The sequence below is a fragment of the Filimonas zeae genome (genome assembly GCF_014641615.1).
Lineage (GTDB): Bacteria > Bacteroidota > Bacteroidia > Chitinophagales > Chitinophagaceae > Filimonas > Filimonas zeae.
The window spans coordinates 276,373-294,921 of record NZ_BMIB01000004.1 but is presented as its reverse complement, the minus strand read 5'-3'; the positions used below and the strand labels follow the sequence as shown (position 1 = coordinate 294,921).

At 46.1% G+C, this 18,549-nt stretch carries 14 protein-coding genes; 8 read left to right on the top strand and 6 right to left on the bottom strand.

Going from position 1 to position 18,549, the window contains the following annotated elements:
• The first annotated feature begins 2 nt into the window (after positions 1-2).
• The 7 genes from IEY13_RS19855 to IEY13_RS19825 all read left to right on the top strand — a co-directional run bounded on the left by IEY13_RS19855 (position 3) and on the right by IEY13_RS19825 (position 10,485).
• Complete coding sequence (locus IEY13_RS19855; RefSeq protein WP_229687930.1) at positions 3-2,645, top strand: glycoside hydrolase family 2 protein; 2,643 nt, start codon at positions 3-5, stop codon at positions 2,643-2,645.
• Positions 2,635-4,878: a GH92 family glycosyl hydrolase gene (locus tag IEY13_RS19850; protein ID WP_188955469.1), complete on the top strand. Its 2,244-nt coding sequence runs from the start codon at positions 2,635-2,637 to the stop codon at positions 4,876-4,878. Before IEY13_RS19855 ends, IEY13_RS19850 begins: the two co-directional genes overlap by 11 nt.
• A 26-nt stretch (positions 4,879-4,904) precedes the next feature.
• Positions 4,905-6,548 (top strand): beta-N-acetylhexosaminidase, encoded by a 1,644-nt coding sequence (locus tag IEY13_RS19845; protein ID WP_188955467.1) that lies wholly within the window; start codon positions 4,905-4,907, stop codon positions 6,546-6,548.
• Entirely contained in the window at positions 6,538-7,266 is a 729-nt protein-coding gene (locus IEY13_RS19840; RefSeq protein ID WP_188955465.1) for a copper homeostasis protein CutC, read from the top strand. The genes IEY13_RS19845 and IEY13_RS19840 overlap by 11 nt, the downstream gene beginning before the upstream one ends.
• Before the next feature lie 64 nt (positions 7,267-7,330).
• Positions 7,331-8,749: a glycoside hydrolase family 125 protein gene (locus IEY13_RS19835; protein WP_188955463.1), complete on the top strand. Its 1,419-nt coding sequence runs from the start codon at positions 7,331-7,333 to the stop codon at positions 8,747-8,749.
• 83 nt (positions 8,750-8,832) lie between these two features.
• The gene (locus IEY13_RS19830; RefSeq protein ID WP_188955461.1) at positions 8,833-9,270 is read left to right on the top strand and encodes an OsmC family protein; all 438 of its coding nucleotides are present in this window, start codon (positions 8,833-8,835) and stop codon (positions 9,268-9,270) included.
• 45 nt (positions 9,271-9,315) lie between these two features.
• Complete coding sequence (locus IEY13_RS19825) at positions 9,316-10,485, top strand: trans-sulfuration enzyme family protein (protein WP_188955459.1); 1,170 nt, start codon at positions 9,316-9,318, stop codon at positions 10,483-10,485.
• Between the two features lie 150 nt (positions 10,486-10,635).
• Here IEY13_RS19825 and IEY13_RS19820 read toward each other — a convergent pair whose 3' ends face one another.
• Positions 10,636-11,301 (bottom strand): YiaD family glycine zipper/OmpA-like lipoprotein, encoded by a 666-nt coding sequence (locus IEY13_RS19820; protein ID WP_188955457.1) that lies wholly within the window; start codon positions 11,299-11,301, stop codon positions 10,636-10,638.
• Between the two features lie 162 nt (positions 11,302-11,463).
• Between IEY13_RS19820 and uvrA the strand changes: the two genes are divergently transcribed.
• Positions 11,464-14,334, top strand: a complete 2,871-nt coding sequence (gene uvrA / locus IEY13_RS19815; protein WP_188955455.1) for an excinuclease ABC subunit UvrA — start codon at positions 11,464-11,466, stop codon at positions 14,332-14,334.
• 51 nt (positions 14,335-14,385) lie between these two features.
• Here uvrA and IEY13_RS19810 read toward each other — a convergent pair whose 3' ends face one another.
• The 5 genes from IEY13_RS19810 to IEY13_RS19790 form a co-directional block, all read right to left on the bottom strand.
• Entirely contained in the window at positions 14,386-14,832 is a 447-nt protein-coding gene (locus IEY13_RS19810; protein WP_188955453.1) for a GNAT family N-acetyltransferase, read from the bottom strand.
• The gene (locus IEY13_RS19805) at positions 14,832-15,698 is read right to left on the bottom strand and encodes an alpha/beta hydrolase (RefSeq protein ID WP_188955451.1); all 867 of its coding nucleotides are present in this window, start codon (positions 15,696-15,698) and stop codon (positions 14,832-14,834) included. Before IEY13_RS19805 ends, IEY13_RS19810 begins: the two co-directional genes overlap by 1 nt.
• 28 nt (positions 15,699-15,726) lie before the next feature.
• Positions 15,727-16,995 (bottom strand): replication-associated recombination protein A, encoded by a 1,269-nt coding sequence (locus tag IEY13_RS19800; protein ID WP_188955450.1) that lies wholly within the window; start codon positions 16,993-16,995, stop codon positions 15,727-15,729.
• A gap of 87 nt (positions 16,996-17,082) precedes the next feature.
• Positions 17,083-17,571 carry a hypothetical protein gene (locus tag IEY13_RS19795; RefSeq protein WP_188955448.1) on the bottom strand — a complete coding sequence of 163 codons (489 nt, stop codon included), beginning with the start codon at positions 17,569-17,571 and terminating at the stop codon, positions 17,083-17,085.
• Positions 17,572-17,614: 43 nt separating this feature from the next.
• Complete coding sequence (locus tag IEY13_RS19790) at positions 17,615-18,547, bottom strand: transglutaminase family protein (RefSeq protein WP_188955446.1); 933 nt, start codon at positions 18,545-18,547, stop codon at positions 17,615-17,617.
• Positions 18,548-18,549: the final 2 nt, after the last annotated feature.

Below are 18,549 nucleotides of genomic sequence, written 5' to 3'. Positions count from 1 at the left end.
TTATGATGCGTAAAACAGGGTTGTTATGGGTGTTGTTGCTTGTGAGCTTATACGGGGCCAATGCTCAGCATTTGCGGGAATTGGCAGATGAGTGGAAGTGTGCCCCGGCGCGGGAGGTGAAAGAGGAAGGCACTGTTCTGTCAGTAAGCAGCTATAATATCAGTAACTGGCTAACAGCGGTGGTGCCGGGTACCGTACTTACTACCCAACTATTACATGGGCAGATACCTGATCCTTTTTACGGGATGAATAATCTGCGTATCCCGGATATATATGCCACTGGCCGGGAGTATTATACTTATTGGTTTGCCAGAAATATAGAACAGGAATATCCTGTAGATGGGCAACAGGTTTGGTTGCAGTTCAGGGGGGTAAACTATGGATGTGATGTGTATTTCAACGGCAGTAAATTGAATAAGGAAACCCATAAGGGAATGTTTCTGCGGCAGGAATATAACATTACATCGCTCATGCGTAAAGACGGGCATAACAGACTGGCTGTAATTGTATACCCGCCAGATGAACCGGGTAATGCCAATGGCGGGCAGGGCGGTGATGGTACCATCGCCAAAAACGTAACACATCAGTATGTGGCGGGGTGGGATTGGATACAGCCTGTACGTGATCGTAATACGGGTATATGGGATAAGGTGTTTATTAAAACAACCGGTGCGGCGCAGATTCGTAATCCGCATGTTGTTACCCGTGTGCCGGGTGTGCGTTTGCCCGAGGGGACGCAGGCACCGGCAAAGGTGCAGGTGTCAGCAGAAGTATATAATCCTACAGAAAAGGTGTTGGATGGTACGCTGCAATACGAATTGAATAGTCGTAAGGTTTCGGCCAGAGTTTCACTTGCGCCGGGAGAAACAAAGCTGGTGCAGCTACCGGATTATACTATGGAGCAGCCCAGGTTATGGTGGCCCAATACCTATGGTTCACAACCACTTTATACAATGCCATTGCAGTTTGTTGTTGCGGGTAAGGGTGTGTCGGATATGGATACCATTACATTTGGTGTGCGTGAGATACAGCATGCGTGGAATACTACTACGCAAAGCATGGAGATACGTGTAAACGGGCAAAAGATATTTATCAAAGGGGGTAACTGGATAGTGTCTGATGCTATGCTCCGGTTTTCCCGTAAACGGTATGATGCAGAGGTGCGGTATCATCGGGATATGAATCTGAACCTCATCCGTATCTGGGGAGGCGCTTTAACCGAGCGGCCTGAGTTTTATGAAGCATGCGACCGCTATGGTATGCTGGTGATGCAGGATTTCTGGGGCTCGGGAGATTGTAATGGCCGCTGGGTGGATCCGCTGAAAAAAGAAGATCAATGGGCGCGCAGAAAGTATCCGGATAATCATTCGTTGTTTATTCAGTCGGCAGCAGATCAGATAAGGATGCTCCGCAACTATACTTCTCTTGCTATCTGGTGCGGAGGAAATGAAATTACCTTGCCGGAAGATATTCATCAGGCACTGAAAGATTCGCTGATGCCGTTACTGGATGGTACACGGTGGTTTGTGGATTACTCTAACTCCGATAGTATGTCGTACAACCACATTGGTGGTAATGGTGACGGGCCTTATGGCATACAGGATATTACTACTTTCTGGCGCGACCAAACCTGGCCTTTTAACTCTGAGGTAGGTTCTGTTGGTGTGGGAGATTATGCTTCTCTTCAACGTTTTTTACCGGAGGCCAATCTGGTGGCACCTCAATACAAAGGCAAAAGAGCATCGGTGGTGGATAGCGTGTGGGATTATCATAAGTATATCAGCTATGAAGGTGCTATTGATGTTTATGGCAAACCGGCAAACGTGGCTGATTTTGCACGCAAAGCACAGCTGGTCAATTACAATCAGTACCGGGGATTAATAGAGGGTTTTACGGCGCATGAATGGGAATGGTATTCAGGCGTAATTATCTGGAAAACGCAAAACCCATGGACGGCCATGCGCGGGCAGATGTATGATTATTATCTCGATCCCAATGCCTGCCTGTTTGGTTTGCGCAGTGCGGGCGAGCCACTACATATCATGATGAATCCGGTGGACAGCATGGTAATGGTAACCAACAACACCTTTACTGCCAGGCGCGATCTGATGCTGGTGGCGAAATTGTTTGATAAAAACGGGAAGGAAACCTTTGTAACCCAGGTGTTTTCTGAAGCACCGGCTCATCGTTCCAAACCTTATTTCAGTTTGTCGGAAGCATTGAAGAAAGCAGCGTATACAGAAGGGGTATTTGTGAGCCTTCAACTGCTGGATGTGAATAAGCAGCTGATTAGCGATAACTTGTACTGGCTGCCCGGCATTGACGGCCAGTATACAGCGTTGCAGCAGATGCCGGCGGCTAAGCCTGAGATTATATGCCAGGAAACGGAAAAAGGAAAAGTGCGTATAGTGATACGTAACCCTTCGGGTGGCCCTGTAGCCTTTTTCAACCGCCTGTCGCTGGTAAATGCAAAGACTAAAAAGCGCATTTTACCGGCTTTTTACAGCGATAATTATGTGTCGGTACTGCCGGGCGCCGAAAAAAAGATTACTATTGATTATCATCCGGAGGGGGAAGAGATTGCATTGCTTGCAGAAGGATGGAATTATACCGAAACTTATCACACTATTACACATGAAAAATAAACCCCGGCGCCGCTTGTTGTTTACGGCAACAGCTGTGGTAAGTCTACTTACCAGTTATTCACAGGTAAAGGTTGCTAAAGTCAGCAGCTATGTAAACCCGTTTATTGGCACAGCTGCCCATGGTCATACCTATCCCGGCGTTACAGTGCCATTTGGTATGGTGCAGTTGAGCCCGGATAATGGTACAGAGGGCTGGGATTGGTGCAGCGGTTATCATTACAGTGATAGCGTTATTGCCGGTTTTAGTCATACCCACTTAAGCGGCACGGGTATTGGCGATCTGGCTGATATTTCTGTGTTGCCCATTGTAAATAAACCTGCGGGTTTTGATAAAATCACCAGCCGTTTTTCTCATGACCGGGAAAAGGCAGGTGCAGGCTACTACAGCGTAGTGCTGGATGATTTTAACATCAAGGCGGAACTCACCGCTTCGGAAAGAACCGGTTACCATCGTTATACCTTTCCCCGGGCTGAAAATGCCATGATCCGTTTTAACCTGGGTTTTGCTATTAACTGGGATAAGCCGGTGGAAACCCATTTTAAGCAGATTGATTCTTTTACGTTTGTGGGTTACCGCTATTCCACTGGCTGGGCAAAAGATCAGCGTGTATTTTTTGCTGTCCGCGTAAGTAAGCCTGTAAAGCAGGTACGCCTGTTTACCAATGGCCGCGCTATTGCTGCCAGCGAAGCTAAAAGTGCTGCCACTGTTGCCTGCCTGCTGTTTAATACAACGGAGAATGAGCAGGTTCAGATGCAGGTATCTTTAAGCTATGCCAATGAAGAAGGAGCACTGGCTACGCTGGCAGCAGAGAAGGGGCATACTTTTGATAAGGTAAAAGAACAGGCGGTAGCCGCCTGGGAAAGTACATTGAGCAAAGTATCTGTAACTACCTCCGACAACAAGTTAAAGGAAGTGTTTTATACAGCATTGTATCACTCCTTTGAAGCACCTGTATTGTTTAATGATATTAACGGCAATTACAAAAATGCCAAAGGCAATCTGGCGCATGCAGATTATCCGGTATACTCCGTAAGTTCTTTATGGGATGTGTTCCGTGCCGAAAGTCCGTTGTTTACCCTGCTTCAGCCGGAAAGAGTGCCGCATATTATCCGCTCTTACATGGATTTTTATAAGCAATACGGGCTACTACCTGTATGGGATTTGCATTTTAATGAAACCAATTGTATGACGGGGTACCACTGTATTCCCATTGTTGCAGATGCCGTACTCAAAGGCATTGCTGGCATAGATGCAAAGCAGGCTCTGGAAGCCATGAAAAAAAGTGCTATGCAGGATATACGCGGCACCAACTGGTACCGCCAGTATGGTTATCTGCCACAGGATAAAATGGGCAGCAGTGTAACCATTACGCTGGAGTATGCTTTTGATGATTGGTGTATTGCACAGGTAGCTAAAAAAGCAGGCAATCCGGATGATTATGCCATGTTTATGAAAAGGTCTGCCTCCTGGAAAAATCTTTTCGATAGTACCATCGGCTTTGCGCGTGCTAAAAAAGCAGATGGCAGCTGGGTAACCCCTTTCGATCCGTATTATTCTGAGCATGATGCGGATAAAGCTATGTTTACAGAAGGCAACAGCTGGCAGCACAGCTGGTTTGTGCCGCAGGATGTAAGCGGACTTATTCAGGCCTATGGCGGCATAACGCCTTTTGTAACCAAACTGGATTCTCTGTTTACTATTAGCTCTGAAATAAAAGGGCAGAACACTTCTCCTGATATCAGCGGCTTAATAGGGCAGTATGCGCATGGCAACGAGCCCAGTCATCATATTGCCTATCTCTATAACTATGCAGGTATGCCTGCCAAAACGGCTGACCGTGTAAGGTATATTACCCGGAACCTGTATACGAACCAGCCAGACGGACTTTGCGGTAATGAAGATTGCGGACAAATGAGCGCGTGGTTTATCTGGAGTGCTATCGGTTTTTATCCGGTAAATGCGGCCAGTGGTGAATATGTAATAGGTGCGCCGCTCTTTGATAAGGTGAGCATACAACTGCCACAGCAAAAGCGGTTTACCGTAATAGCTAAAGGAGTAAGCGATAAAAACAGATATATTCAAAAAGCAACTTTAAACGGAAAGCCTTACACCGCCTCTTTTATCAGGCATGCAGATATTGTAAAGGGTGGAGAGCTGGTGTTTGTAATGGGTAGTACGCCTTCTGCCACATGGGGTGTTTTGCCAAAAGATATACCGGGCGGGGCGAATTAATATTTTTAACCTGATCAGTTTGCACTATGAATCATCTATATAAAGTTTTGGTTTTTTCTCTGTTTACAATACAGGTATCGTTTGCGCAGCCGTCTATTATTCCCCGGCCGGTGCAGGTAAATATGCCTGTCTCTGGCGGTAGCCTTGAAATAACTGCCGGTGCTACTGTTGTTTTTACAAACGACAGTCTGCAGCAAAGTGCCGCTTATCTGCAGGAATATCTGAAAGAGGTTTTACAGGTAAACATAGTAGTTGAAAAAGGAGCGGGAGAAGGTCGCGTATTGCTATCTATTGAGCCTGAGAAGGGGGCGCCAGCGGGTGCCTACACACTACACGTGGATGGCAAGGGAGTCAGCATCACAGGCAGAGATAAAGAAGGTGTATTTTATGGCATACAAACTTTAATTCAACTGCTTCCTGTTCAGCAAAGTACTGTCCTGCGGGTGCCATTTACCGATATTTATGATTACCCGCGTTTTCAATACCGGGGCATGCACCTCGATGTTACCCGGCATTTTTTTCCGGTAGCTTTTGTTAAGAAGTACATTGATAACCTGGCAAGGCATAAGATGAACTATTTCCACTGGCATCTTACTGATGATCAGGGGTGGAGAATAGAAATTAAAAAGTATCCCCTTCTTACAACTGTAGGCGGGTATAGAAATGGAACCATCATTGGGCATTTTCCCGGTACAGCCAATACCAATACTTATTACGGGGGATATTATACGCAAGAGGAGATTAAAGAGGTAGTTGCTTATGCAGCTAGTCGCTATATAACTATCATTCCTGAAATAGAAATGCCGGGGCATGCTTCTGCCGCTATTGCCGCTTATCCGCAGCTGAGTTGTTTTCCCGATTCCGCAACTTATATGCGGCCACCGGTTTCTACATTAAACAAAGCATTGCCTGTAAAAAAGGTACAGGAAACCTGGGGTGTTTTCTCTGATGTGTTTTGTCCACGGGAATACACTTTTCAATTTCTACAGGATGTGTTAGATGAGGTGATGGCTTTATTTCCTGCCCGCTATATTCATATTGGTGGAGATGAATGCCCTAAAGATGCCTGGAAGCAATCGGCATTCTCCCAGCAGTTGATACAGGAAAAGGGATTAAAAGATGAGCACGGCCTGCAAAGCTATTTTGTGCAGCGTATTGAAAAATATGTAAACAGTAAAGGACGCAGTATTATTGGGTGGGATGAAATACTGGAAGGTGGACTTGCACCTAATGCAGTTGTTATGAGCTGGCGCGGTGAAGAAGGGGGTATAGAAGCTGCAAAGCAGAATCATGATGTAATTATGACCCCTGCGGGGTTCGCATACTTCGATTATTCGCAGGCCTTATCTAAAGAAAAGGAAGATTCGGTAACTATTGGTTGCTGCCTTCCGTTGCAAAAGGTATACAGTTATGAGCCGGTACCCACTGCTTTGCAGCATACACAGCAGGAGCAATTTGTGCTGGGGGCGCAGGCGAATATGTGGTCGGAGTATCTGCATTATCCTTCTTCTGTTATGTATCAGGCATTGCCACGCCTGGCTGCTTTATGTGAGGTTTTGTGGAGTAAAAAGGAGTTGCGCGACTGGGATGATTTTTCCAGCCGTTTACAATACCAGCAAAAACGCTACGAGCTTTGGAAACTGAATTACAATAAAGGTTATGCCCAATAGTATTATTGAAATAGCGGTTACTGATTTTATTACTGCGCAAAGCGCGGTAAAAGGTGGTGCAGACAGAATTGAATTATGTGCAGGCCTCTCTGAAGGGGGCATTACGCCCTCCTTCGGGCTTATAAAAAAATGCCGGGAGCAATTATCTACTACACTTTTTCCTATCATCCGGGCACGTGGCGGAGATTTTTTGTATACAGAGGAGGAGTTTGAGCTGATGCTGGAAGATATAGCTGTTTGCCGTCAGCTGGGATGTGATGGGGTGGTTGTGGGCTTTTTGCAGGCAGATGGGCAGGTAGATGCCCGCCGAACGGAACTGGCTGTACAGGCAGCCGGGCCTATGCAGGTTACTTTTCATCGGGCTTTCGACAGATGCAGAGATGCACTGGAAGGCCTGGAGGTGATTATAGAGGCAGGTTGCTCGCGTATCCTCACCTCGGGTCAGCAGCCCAAAGCTACGGACGCGCTGGATGTGATCAGAAAGCTGGTGGCTGCAGCAGGTAACCGCATTATTATCATGCCGGGCAGCGGGGTTTTGCCTGTGAATGTGGATATTATACGGGAAAAAACAAAAGCGCGCGAGTTTCACGCCTCTCTCCGTACCACGGTAAAAAGCCACATGCAGTTTGTAAATCCTGCTTTTGTGGCGGAGCGGGACTATCTTAACCCCGCCGTACACGAGGAAGCGGTGCGCAGTTTAAAGCAGGCGCTTAAATAATAACCCCAATTGTTATTGCCATAAGTGGTTAATTGGGTAAGTTGCTGCCTCACTACTATCGTATATGAACAGAAGCGAGTTTTTAAAAACAACGGGGTTGCTGGGGGCTGGGCTTGCACTCGGAAGGTTTTCTTTTGCCGGTACCACAGACGCTTATCCCGTGGTAAGAACCGCACCTTCCTCACGACGTTTTCACAGTAAAAACATAGAAGCCGCTATTGCTGAGTTCAAAAGTAAGGTGGCCGACAAAGAAACCCGCTGGTTATTTGAAAACTGCTTTCCCAATACCCTGGACACTACAGTACATTATGAAAACCGGCGTGGCAAGCCGGATACGTATGTTATTACCGGCGATATAGATGCCATGTGGCTGCGGGATAGCACGGCACAGGTATGGCCTTACCTGCAGTTTGTAAAAGGCGATAAGCCATTGCAACTGATGATTGCAGGAGTAATAGCACGCCAGGTAAAATGTATTCTGAAAGATCCCTATGCCAATGCTTTTTATAAAGATGAGAATCAGATAAGTGAGTGGAAAGATGATATGACCACGATGCTGCCTGGTGTACACGAGCGCAAGTGGGAGATAGATTCCCTGTGTTATCCTATACGGCTGGCTTATCATTACTGGAAAAAAACGGGTGATGACAGCATTTTTACCACAGATTGGGTGCAGAGTATCCGCGTAACATTTGAAACCTTCAGAGAGCAGCAACGGAAGTTTTTTGATGGTCCTTATACGTTTCAGCGCAAAACAGAAAAATCAACAGATACCATGCCGTCGGGAGGCTACGGTTATCCGGTTAAACCCGTGGGGCTTATCTGTTCCGCTTTCCGCCCCAGCGATGATGCTACGGTGTTTTCTTTTCTGATACCCTCCAACTTTTTTGCGGTAGAGAGCCTGAAACAGGCTGCTATTATCATGAGAACCTTTTTCAGAGATGTGGTGCTTTCTGCACAGCTGGATGTACTGGCCAATGAAGTGCTGGCCGCATTAAAAAAGCATGCTGTTGTACAGCACCCGCAGTATGGAAAAGTATATGCTTATGAAGTAAACGGTTTTGGCAGTTATAATCTGATGGATGATGCCAATGTGCCCAGCCTGCTTTCTTTGCCTTATCTGGGCGCTGTTAGTATGGCTGATCCGGTATACATCAATACCCGTAAAATGCTGCTTTCAGAGAATAATCCCTATTTCTTTAAAGGTATTGCAGGAGAGGGCATAGGCGGCCCGCACGTTGGTGTTAATATGATATGGCCGCTGGGGATTACTATGCGTGGCTTAACCAGTACCAGCGATAGCGAAATTAAAAAGTGCCTGGATATGCTTCGCGCCAGCCATGCCGGCACAGGTTTTATGCACGAATCTTTTCATAAAGATGATGCTTATAACTACACCCGCTCCTGGTTTGCCTGGGCCAATACACTCTACGGCGAGTTTTTATGGAAGACGTATAAGGAAAAGCCAGCCCTGCTAACATAATCTTAACAACCACTACAAGGGGCAATAGCAGCACTAGCCTGGCATTGGCTGTTGCCTTATCTTTGCATTTCAAATTTTCGGTTATGCCAACTATGCAAGTAACCCGTACAGATGGGGATTATGGATTTACCGCAACGGATGCTAACAATCATACGCTGCGTATGGATATTCCGGTTGATAAAGGTGGCTCAGGCAATGGATTCAGACCTATGCAGGTTTTACTGGCAGGGCTGGGTGGTTGCAGTGCTGTTGATGTGGTGTCTATTCTGAAAAAGCAACGTCAGGATTTACAGAATCTGTCTATCAGTATTGATGGAGAACGTGAAGCTGGTAAAGAGCCTTCTCTGTGGCAGCATGCAGTACTGGTGTTTGAGTTAACCGGCGCTGTTGACGAGGTTAAGGCTTACCGCGCGGTAGAACTGTCTATTGATAAATACTGTTCCGTGGCAGAAACGCTGCGTTTGGCCGGAGCTAAACTGGAGTGGAAAGTGGTGGTAAACGGTAACACTGTAACCGTATAACGCTTTCTGTACAATCAACATTTCACAACACTTTTATACTATAAGATGTCTTATCATTTCAATACTAAAGCCATCCGTATTCAAACGCCTACTACGGATGAGATGGAACATAGCACGCCTTTGTTTTTAACCAGCAGTTTCCGTTTTGACAATGCGGAAGATATGAGCGGTGCATTTAACGAAACAAACGATCATAATATTTACACGCGCTTCAGTAACCCTACTGTGCAGGAGTTTACCGATAAAATGGTGGCGCTGGAAGGTGCTGAAGCTGGTTTTAGCTGTGCCAGTGGTATGGCCGCTATTTTTGGTACTATGATGACCTTTTTACAAAGTGGTGATCATATTCTCAGCTGTGCTTCAGTATTTGGTTCTACCCATACACTGTTAACCAAATACTTTCCTAAATGGGGTATTGAATATAGCTATGGCAATGTAGGAGAGGAGGACAAATGGGAAGAGCTGATTAAGCCCAATACCAAAATGATTTATCTGGAAACACCTACCAATCCCGGACTGGATATAGTAGACATGGAAAAGGTAAATAAACTGGCTAAAAAGCATAACATACTTTTTGTGGTAGACAACTGCTTTGCTACACCAGCACTGCAACGCCCTATTGAATTTGGTGCTGATCTGGTTATTCACTCTGCTACCAAGTGGATTGACGGGCAGGGCCGTGTACTGGGTGGTGTTGTAGTGGGTAAAAAGGAAATGATCCGCGAAATTTACTTGTTCTGTCGCAACACAGGCCCTTCTATGAGTCCGTTCAACGCCTGGGTACTTACCAAGAGCCTGGAAACACTGGATGTGCGTATGCAGCGCCATTGCGATAATGCCGAAGCGCTGGCAAAACGCCTGGAAGGGCATCCTAAGCTGAGCATGGTAAAGTATCCTATGTTACCCAGCCATCCTTCTTACGAAATAGCTAAAAAGCAAATGAGCCGCGGCGGTGGATTGTTCACTTTTGAAATTAAAGGTGGGCTTGAAAGCGGTGTTAAGTTTATGAACTCGCTGAAGCTGCTTACGCTGACTTCTAACCTGGGCGATAGCCGTACCATTGCTTCTCACCCCGCTTCTACCACACACTCTAAATTGAGTGCGGCAGATCAGCTGGCGGTAGGTATTACACCCGGCTTAATCAGAATGTCAGTAGGCCTGGAATATGTAGATGATCTGGCAAACGATATTCTGCAGGCGCTGGAGCAGTGTTAAATACTGCAATTTCTGCTACCGGTAGCAATTGTTATGGAGAGCAGATTAGGTTATAAATTGTAAAATATTCCCAATAAAAAAGGTGTGCCGGTAAACGGTACACCTTTTTGTTCTCATAGAATGACGGACTTTGTCGGATAAAATGCTTTATTACTGGCCTTTCTGGGCGTCAGACTTCATTTTTTCATTCGCAGTGATCAGAAACTCTACACGGCGGTTTTGTGCACGACCGTCTTCTGTATCATTGGAATACTTAGGGGCTGTTAAACCAAAACCTCTGGTATTTACTCTTGAAGAAGCAATGCCGTTGGCTTTAATATAACTGGCTACTGATTCTGCGCGCTGGTTACTCAGCTTTTCGTTGTACTCAGCAGTACCCTTGTTATCAGTATGTCCCTGTACCTCAACGTTGGTGTCGGGGTATTTGTTTAACACAGTTACCAGCTGGCTTAAAGAAGCGCGGGATGCGTCGGTTAAGCTGTAGCTGTCAAAGCCAAACAATATCTTGCTGCTAAACTCTACAGTAATACCTTCTTCAACACGTTCTACTTTTGCAGTAGGCACTTCGTTTTTAATTTCAGCGGCCTGCTTGTCCATTTTGCGGCCAATGATAGCACCGGCAGTACCACCTACAGCAGCACCAATAATGGTACCCAGGGCAGTGTTACCAGATACTTTACCAATTACTGCACCAGCGGCAGCGCCACCACCCGTACCTATAGCTGCACCCTTTTGGGTATTATTCCAGGTTTTGCAGGACGATACTAACAACGAAACTCCAATCATTGCGGTTAACGATAATTTCAGGGCTTTCATATATTCTTCATTTAAGATTAGAAAACTGTCTGGCCAATTTCTATGCCATACTTGTTTGCAATACTCGTAAGATATTGATTACTAACCATAAAAACCTTTCAATGGTAATAAACAAATTTCTAACACACTTTGTTCTACCTTCGGAAACCTGAAGAATGTGATATGGCAGCTACAAAAAAGGCATTACCTGTTAAAGAGGCAGAAAAGGAAGAATTTATAGAGGTGTTTGGGGCCCGGGAGCATAACCTGAAGAACATAGATATTCATATTCCCAAGAATAAAATGGTGGTTTTTACCGGCGTAAGCGGCAGCGGAAAATCATCTCTGGCATTTGATACTATTTACAATGAAGGTCAGCGCCGTTACATGGAAAGTTTCAGCGCCTATGCCCGCCAGTTTATGGGCGATATGGAGCGGCCCGATGTGGACAAGATTCTGGGCCTGAGCCCGGTTATTTCCATTGAGCAAAAAACAACCAACAAAAACCCACGCTCTACCGTGGGTACCATTACCGAGTTATACGATTTTTTACGCTTGTTATACGCGCGTATAGGCGAGGCCTATAGCTATAATACGGGTAAGAAAATGACCAAGTTTAGCGAGGAAGAGATTGTTGATAACATATACAAAAAATTCAAAAGTAAGAAGATAACCCTGCTGGCACCCTTGATACGGGGGCGTAAAGGGCATTACCGCGAACTGTTTGAAGATATACGTAAAAAAGGCTTTCTGAAAGTACGGGTAGATGGGGAAGTACTGGATATAACCCCACGTATGCAATTAGATCGTTATAAGATCCACGATATTGAAGTGGTAATTGACCGGTTGCAGGTAACAGATGATATGAAGGTGCGCCTGAGCCAGAGCGTTCAGCAAACGCTGAAAACCGGTAAGGAACTGATGTTTCTGCTGGTAAGCGGCGGTACCAAAGAAGATATACTGGTGCAGTATTCCAAACAATTGATGTGTGAGGATACCGGTATCAGCTACGAAGAACCTTCGCCCAATGCCTTTTCTTTTAACTCACCCTACGGTGCCTGCCCCACCTGTAAAGGGCTGGGTAATGTGTATTCCATCAGCATGGATGCCATTATTCCTGATAACACACAAAACATACGCGATGGAGGTATTGCACCGCTGGGCGAGGAGCGTGAAGCTTCTATGTTCCGGATGGTGGCGCAGATTGCCAAACGCAATAAAATAAGTCTGGATAAGCCCATTAAAGATTTACCCGAAAAGGGCCTGAACATTATTCTGTATGGGAATGAAGCGGGCGATGCGGGTGATCTGATGGCGTATGATGAAGCTACGGGTGAACCTTACGATGGCGAGTTTGAAGGCATTATTCCTATGATTAAACGCTGGTTTGCCGGCAGCAGCGAAGCTACCCGCGAATGGGCGGAGAAGTTTATGGAACTGCAAACCTGCCCTACCTGTAACGGTACACGCCTGAAAAAAGAAAGCCTCTGGTTTAAGGTAGATAAAAAGAACATCTCAGAGTTGAGCGATCTGAACCTGGATAAACTGATGGTTTGGTTTGCAGATGTGGAAAAGCGTTTGTCTGACAAACAGAATACGATCTCTAAAGATATCCTGAAAGAAATACGCGAGCGTTTACAGTTTCTGCTGGATGTGGGGTTAACGTATCTTACCCTTAACCGATCCTCCCGCACACTCAGCGGGGGCGAATCGCAACGGATACGATTGGCCACACAGATAGGCTCGCAGCTACAGGGCATTACTTATATATTGGATGAGCCTTCCATAGGCCTGCACCAACGCGATAACCACCGCCTTATTGAGGCGCTGCGTAACCTGCGCAATATAGGTAACAGCGTACTGGTGGTGGAGCATGATAAGGATATTATGATGGCGGCTGACCACCTGGTTGATATTGGTCCACGTGCCGGAAAATATGGCGGACAGGTAGTATCTGCCGGTACGCCGGAGGAGGTGTTGCAATCTGCTTCTGATACCGCTATGTACCTGAATGGTAAAAAGGGCATTGAAGTACCTAAAGAGCGCCGCGCCGGTAATGGCAAAAGCCTGGAACTGAAAGGCGCTACCGGTAATAACCTCAAGAATGTTTCTGTATCTATACCGCTGGGTAAACTGGTATTGATAACCGGGGTGAGTGGCAGCGGCAAAAGCACGTTGATTAACGAAACGCTGTATCCTATTTTATCCCGCCATTGTTATAACAGCCGCATTACGCCTATGCCCTATAAAAGCATAAAGGGGCTGGAGCATATTGATAAAGTAATTGAAATAGATCAGTCGCCCATTGGCCGTACACCGCGCAGTAACCCGGCTACCTACTGTGGCTTTTTTACAGAAATAAGAACGTTGTTTTCCGCAGTGCCGGAGGCAAAAATCCGCGGGTACAATGCCGGTCGTTTTTCCTTCAATGTAAAAGGTGGCCGTTGTGATGTTTGTGAAGGCGGCGGCATGCGGGTAATTGAAATGAACTTTTTGCCCGATGTATATGTGCATTGCGAAAAATGTAATGGTAAACGTTACAACCGCGAAACGCTGGAGATACGGTACAAAGGCAAATCTATCAGCGATGTGCTGGATATGACGGTGGATGAGGCTTGCGAGTTTTTCCAATCAGTACCTTATCTCTACCGCAAAATAAAAGTATTATCCGATGTGGGACTGGGCTATATTACCCTGGGCCAGAGCGCGGTAACCTTAAGCGGTGGTGAAGCACAGCGTGTAAAGCTGGCTACAGAGCTGGCTAAAAAAGATACAGGCAAAACCTTTTATATACTGGACGAGCCAACCACTGGTTTGCATTTTCAGGATATACAGCATTTGCTGGATGTGTTGAATAAACTGGTTGAAAGAGGTAACTCTGTACTGGTAATTGAACACAACCTGGACGTGATAAAAGTGGCCGATCATGTTATTGATCTGGGGCCGGAAGGTGGTGATGGTGGAGGGCGTATTTTATTTGAAGGCACCCCGGAAGAAATGATTAAGAACAAAGAAAGTCATACTGCTAAATTCCTGAAAATGGAGTTGAAGTAGCAGGTGCCAGTAGCAATAAAAAAGCTCCCTCTGCAGGGAGCTTTTTTATTGCTATGAATATTGTTTCAGCATTTTAATGTGGTCAATACCATCTTCATCGTATACCTCACCCTGCCGCTCAAACCCAAAAGAGCCGTAGAACTTTTCCAGGTATAACTGCGCGCCTATTTTAATAGGGCCGGTACCAAAAAGCCGGTAGCATTCTTCTATAGCAGCTGCCATTAACAGGCGCCCTGCGCCGCTGCCGCGGTAAGCGGGGTTGCTCACTACTCTGCCGATAGACATTTCATGGTAGGTCACCCCCGGAGGCACCAGTCTGGCTGCAGCCACCAGGTTATCGTTATCCCATACCAGTAAATGGTGGCAGGGCTGGTCTTTATTATCCATATCCAGAAAAACACAGTTTTGCTCTACCACAAACACCTCACTACGCAGGCGAAGCAAAGCATACAGCTTTTCTACAGTCAATTCATTAAAATGGCTGCATTCAATATTCATTATTGTACGTTTTTAACAACAAAGGCAATGGCCCTGGTATAAGTATCTGATAGGTCGGTTCCCAACCATCCATGTCCAAGTCCGTTGTATTCAACATAGCTGTTGGTTACACCTTTTGCTTTTAACGCTGTTTCAAGCGCCCTGCTATGGCTAACGGGTACCACATCATCGGCTGTGCCATGGAATATAATGGTAGGCGGTGCCTGAGCAGTAATATGTTGTATGGGGCTGGCGGCGGTGTAAGCTGCTGTTGCTGTAGTGGGCGTGCCACCCAGCCAGGTACGTAACAGAAAGGGGTAGTTTTCGTTAACAGGATTGTTGTACAAATCTGCAATATCCGTTGGGCCAAACAAATCTACTACCGCTTTAATATTACCATTCGCGTTAAAACGGTAGGCCTGTAAAAGCGACAAATGTGCGCCGGCACTGGCGCCCAGCATAATTATCTTACTGGTATTTACACGGTATTCGTTCTTTTTGCTAATGATGAAATTAACGGCTTTGTTTACATCGTCTATCTGTGCGGGCCACAGGTTGGTGCCGGTAATACTTGCCAGGCGATAGTTAATATTAAAAAGTGCATAGGAGGGCAGTTGTTGCCTCAGTGCCTGTACGGCAGATTCGAAGTCGCTTTTGTCGCCCTCCATCCAGGCGCCACCATGTACCAGTATAATTACTTTGGTGGTATCGCTGCTGCGACTGGCTGGCAGGTACACGTCCATTTTTTGCAAAGCGTCAGCATCATAGGCAACGTCTTTATTCACCACTTCCGTATTGGCCTGCGGAGCGGCATCGTCTTTTTTACAGGAAACTGCCAGTACCATTACGGTGGCTAAGGTGGCCAGGTAAACCCGGTAATTTTTCATTCAGATGTTGGTTTAAGTGATGGATGTTTCAATAGTTATACTTGTCTTTCCACATGCTTTTTAAATAGCGGCGGAGTTCTTCTTCCCGTGGGTTTTTGCCGGGGTCGTAAAAGGCGGTGCCGCTCAGCTTATCAGGTAAATACTCCTGTTCGGCAAAGTTACCTTCAAAAGAATGCGCATATTTATAGCCCTTACCATAATCCATATTCTTCATCAGTTTGGTGGGTGCGTTTCGTATATGTAGTGGCACCGGTAAATCGCCAAACTGCTGCACGGCCGAAAGGGCGGCACCAATAGCGGCATAGGATGCATTGCTCTTAGGAGAGGATGCCAGATAAGTAGCACATTGCGAAAGAATGATCCGTGATTCGGGGTAACCGATTTTGGTAACGGCATCAAAGGTAGCATTAGCCAGTAACAGGGCGTTGGCGTTGGCATTGCCAATATCCTCGCTGGCAAATATCAGCATACGCCGGGCAATAAACTTTACATCTTCACCGCCTTCAATCATCCGCGCCAGCCAGTATACGGCACCGTTGGGGTCGCTGCCACGCATGCTTTTAATAAAGGCGGAAATGATATCGTAATGCTGCTCGCCTTTTTTATCATATAAAGCCACCCGCCGCTGCGCTATTTCCATTACCAGGGCATCGGTAATTTCCAGTTTCTTATCGTTAACAGAGGCCTGTACCACCAGTTCAAACAGGTTCAATAGCTTACGGGCATCCCCGCCTGATATGTTCATCAGGGCGCTGGTTTCCTTCAGTTCTATATCGAATTGTTGTAAATAGTCATCTTTCTCTTTAGCCTGGTGCAGCAGCTTTACCATCGCCTCTTCTGATAAGGCTTTTAATACATATACCTGGCAACGGCTTAACAGCGCCGCATTTACTTCAAAAGAGGGGTTTTCGGTAGTGGCGCCAATTAAGGTAATAGTGCCTTTTTCTACGGCCCCTAGCAGGGCGTCCTGCTGGCCTTTATTAAAACGATGTATTTCATCAATAAACAGGATAGCGCGGGATTGGGCTTTGGCCTGTTCAATTACCTCCCGCACATCTTTAACACCGCTGCTGATAGCACTGAGTTGATAAAATGGAACCTGTAGCGTATGCGCTACAATGTTGGCAATAGTAGTTTTACCTACACCGGGAGGGCCCCACAATAACATAGAAGGTATAACGCCTTTATCAATGGCATTACGCAGAATACTGCCTTTACCTGTAAGATGTTCCTGCCCCACAAGATCGTCCAGCCGCTCCGGACGCATCCGCTCTGCCAGTGGTATTGCATAATTCATAGGAGCAAAATACTTAAATCTTTAGCAAAGGGGCGAAAAAAAAGTACTGCCGGCGTAAATGGAAATGTTAAATATGGGAAAGAAGGCTTACCCGGGTTCTTCTTCAGAATCCTTAATCTGGCCTTTGTGCCTGCGTAGCAGCCGTATGGTCCAGATTACATGAATACCCAGCACCAGGCCTATCACCAAAGTGGGTATCAGTAACATTAACAGGCTTTTGGTAGGAATGTCCTGCTCTGCTTTCTGGGCAAGAACCTGTTTCACCAGATCAAAGAAGATAAGACAAACGCCCGCACAGATAACCGCAACAATAGAAAGTATGGCTACCACAATGGCATTTACCTGTAACAGGTCTTTTTTTCTTCTGGTAAACGGCCCTTTCAATACAATTACCCGTACAAAAAACTGGTTAGCGTACCAGGCGTATAAAATAGTGCTGATAGATATAAAGGCCTGCAGCATTCCTGTAGCTGAAGAAAACAGGCTGAAAAAGCTCATTACCAGGCCCACGGCCAGTAATAAGGCATAAGAATTAACCAGAGAAGAAATTAGCCTGTATAAACCCTGTCGCTTCATGCATCTGTATTTAGGCGTTGCAAGATGCATTAATTTTTCCATACTATTGTTGAGCGGAAAAACTGTCTGCCATTTCATTATCCGTCTGCTGCTGATAGGTATCTACATTGTTAAGGTCTTCAAACACATGCCCGTCTTCATAACCTACTGATACAAAAACCGACAATTTCTGCTTGGCCGGGCCTTTAAAAGTGCCTTTTACCGGCGTACAGTCGTTAAAATGGCGGCCTACAGACAGTTTAACGTGGTTATTGGTTACCCATACGTTGTTGGTAGGGTCAATACCGGCCCAGCCATACTGGGGTATCCAGGCTTCTATCCAGGCGTGGGTGGCACCTTCGCCACGCATACCATTTTTATTGGGGCATATATAACCGCTTACATAACGGCTGGGTACGCCCAGTGTGCGCAGTATTTTCAGTAACAGGTGGGCAAAATCCTGACAAACGCCAGCCTGATGCTCCAGCACCTCGTCCACCGTAGTTTCTATAGTGGTAATGCCTTTAATGTATTTAAAGTGCTTGAATATATACTCCGAGGCGGCTTCTACCGTGGCAGCCACGCTATGTGCTTTTTCCTGTACAGAGCGGGCTATTTCGTTTATTCTTTCCTGGGCGGCAATAGGCTCAGAAGAAGCCAGTTCTAACAGCAGCAACTGAGTGTTGGTTTCATCCTGTAACTGCTGCCAGCTGCCGTGAAAGTTAATGCGCAGCTGCGAGGGCGCAGTAGTGCGTACTATCAGCTTGCTTTCAATTACCAGCTGCTGGTGCACGGGCAGTACGTTAAAGCTGCCGTAGCGGTTACCCCAGTAATCCTGAAATACCTGTACTTCGGGATGGCCGGTAATAAGCAACTCGTGTTGCAGTGTTTCCTGATCGGGACACTGAAAGGGATAAATCTTTATTTCGTTGGTGCTTTCTTTAACAGGTCGGTCGTATTCATATCGGGTAATGTGATGTATATTGAATATCGGCATAA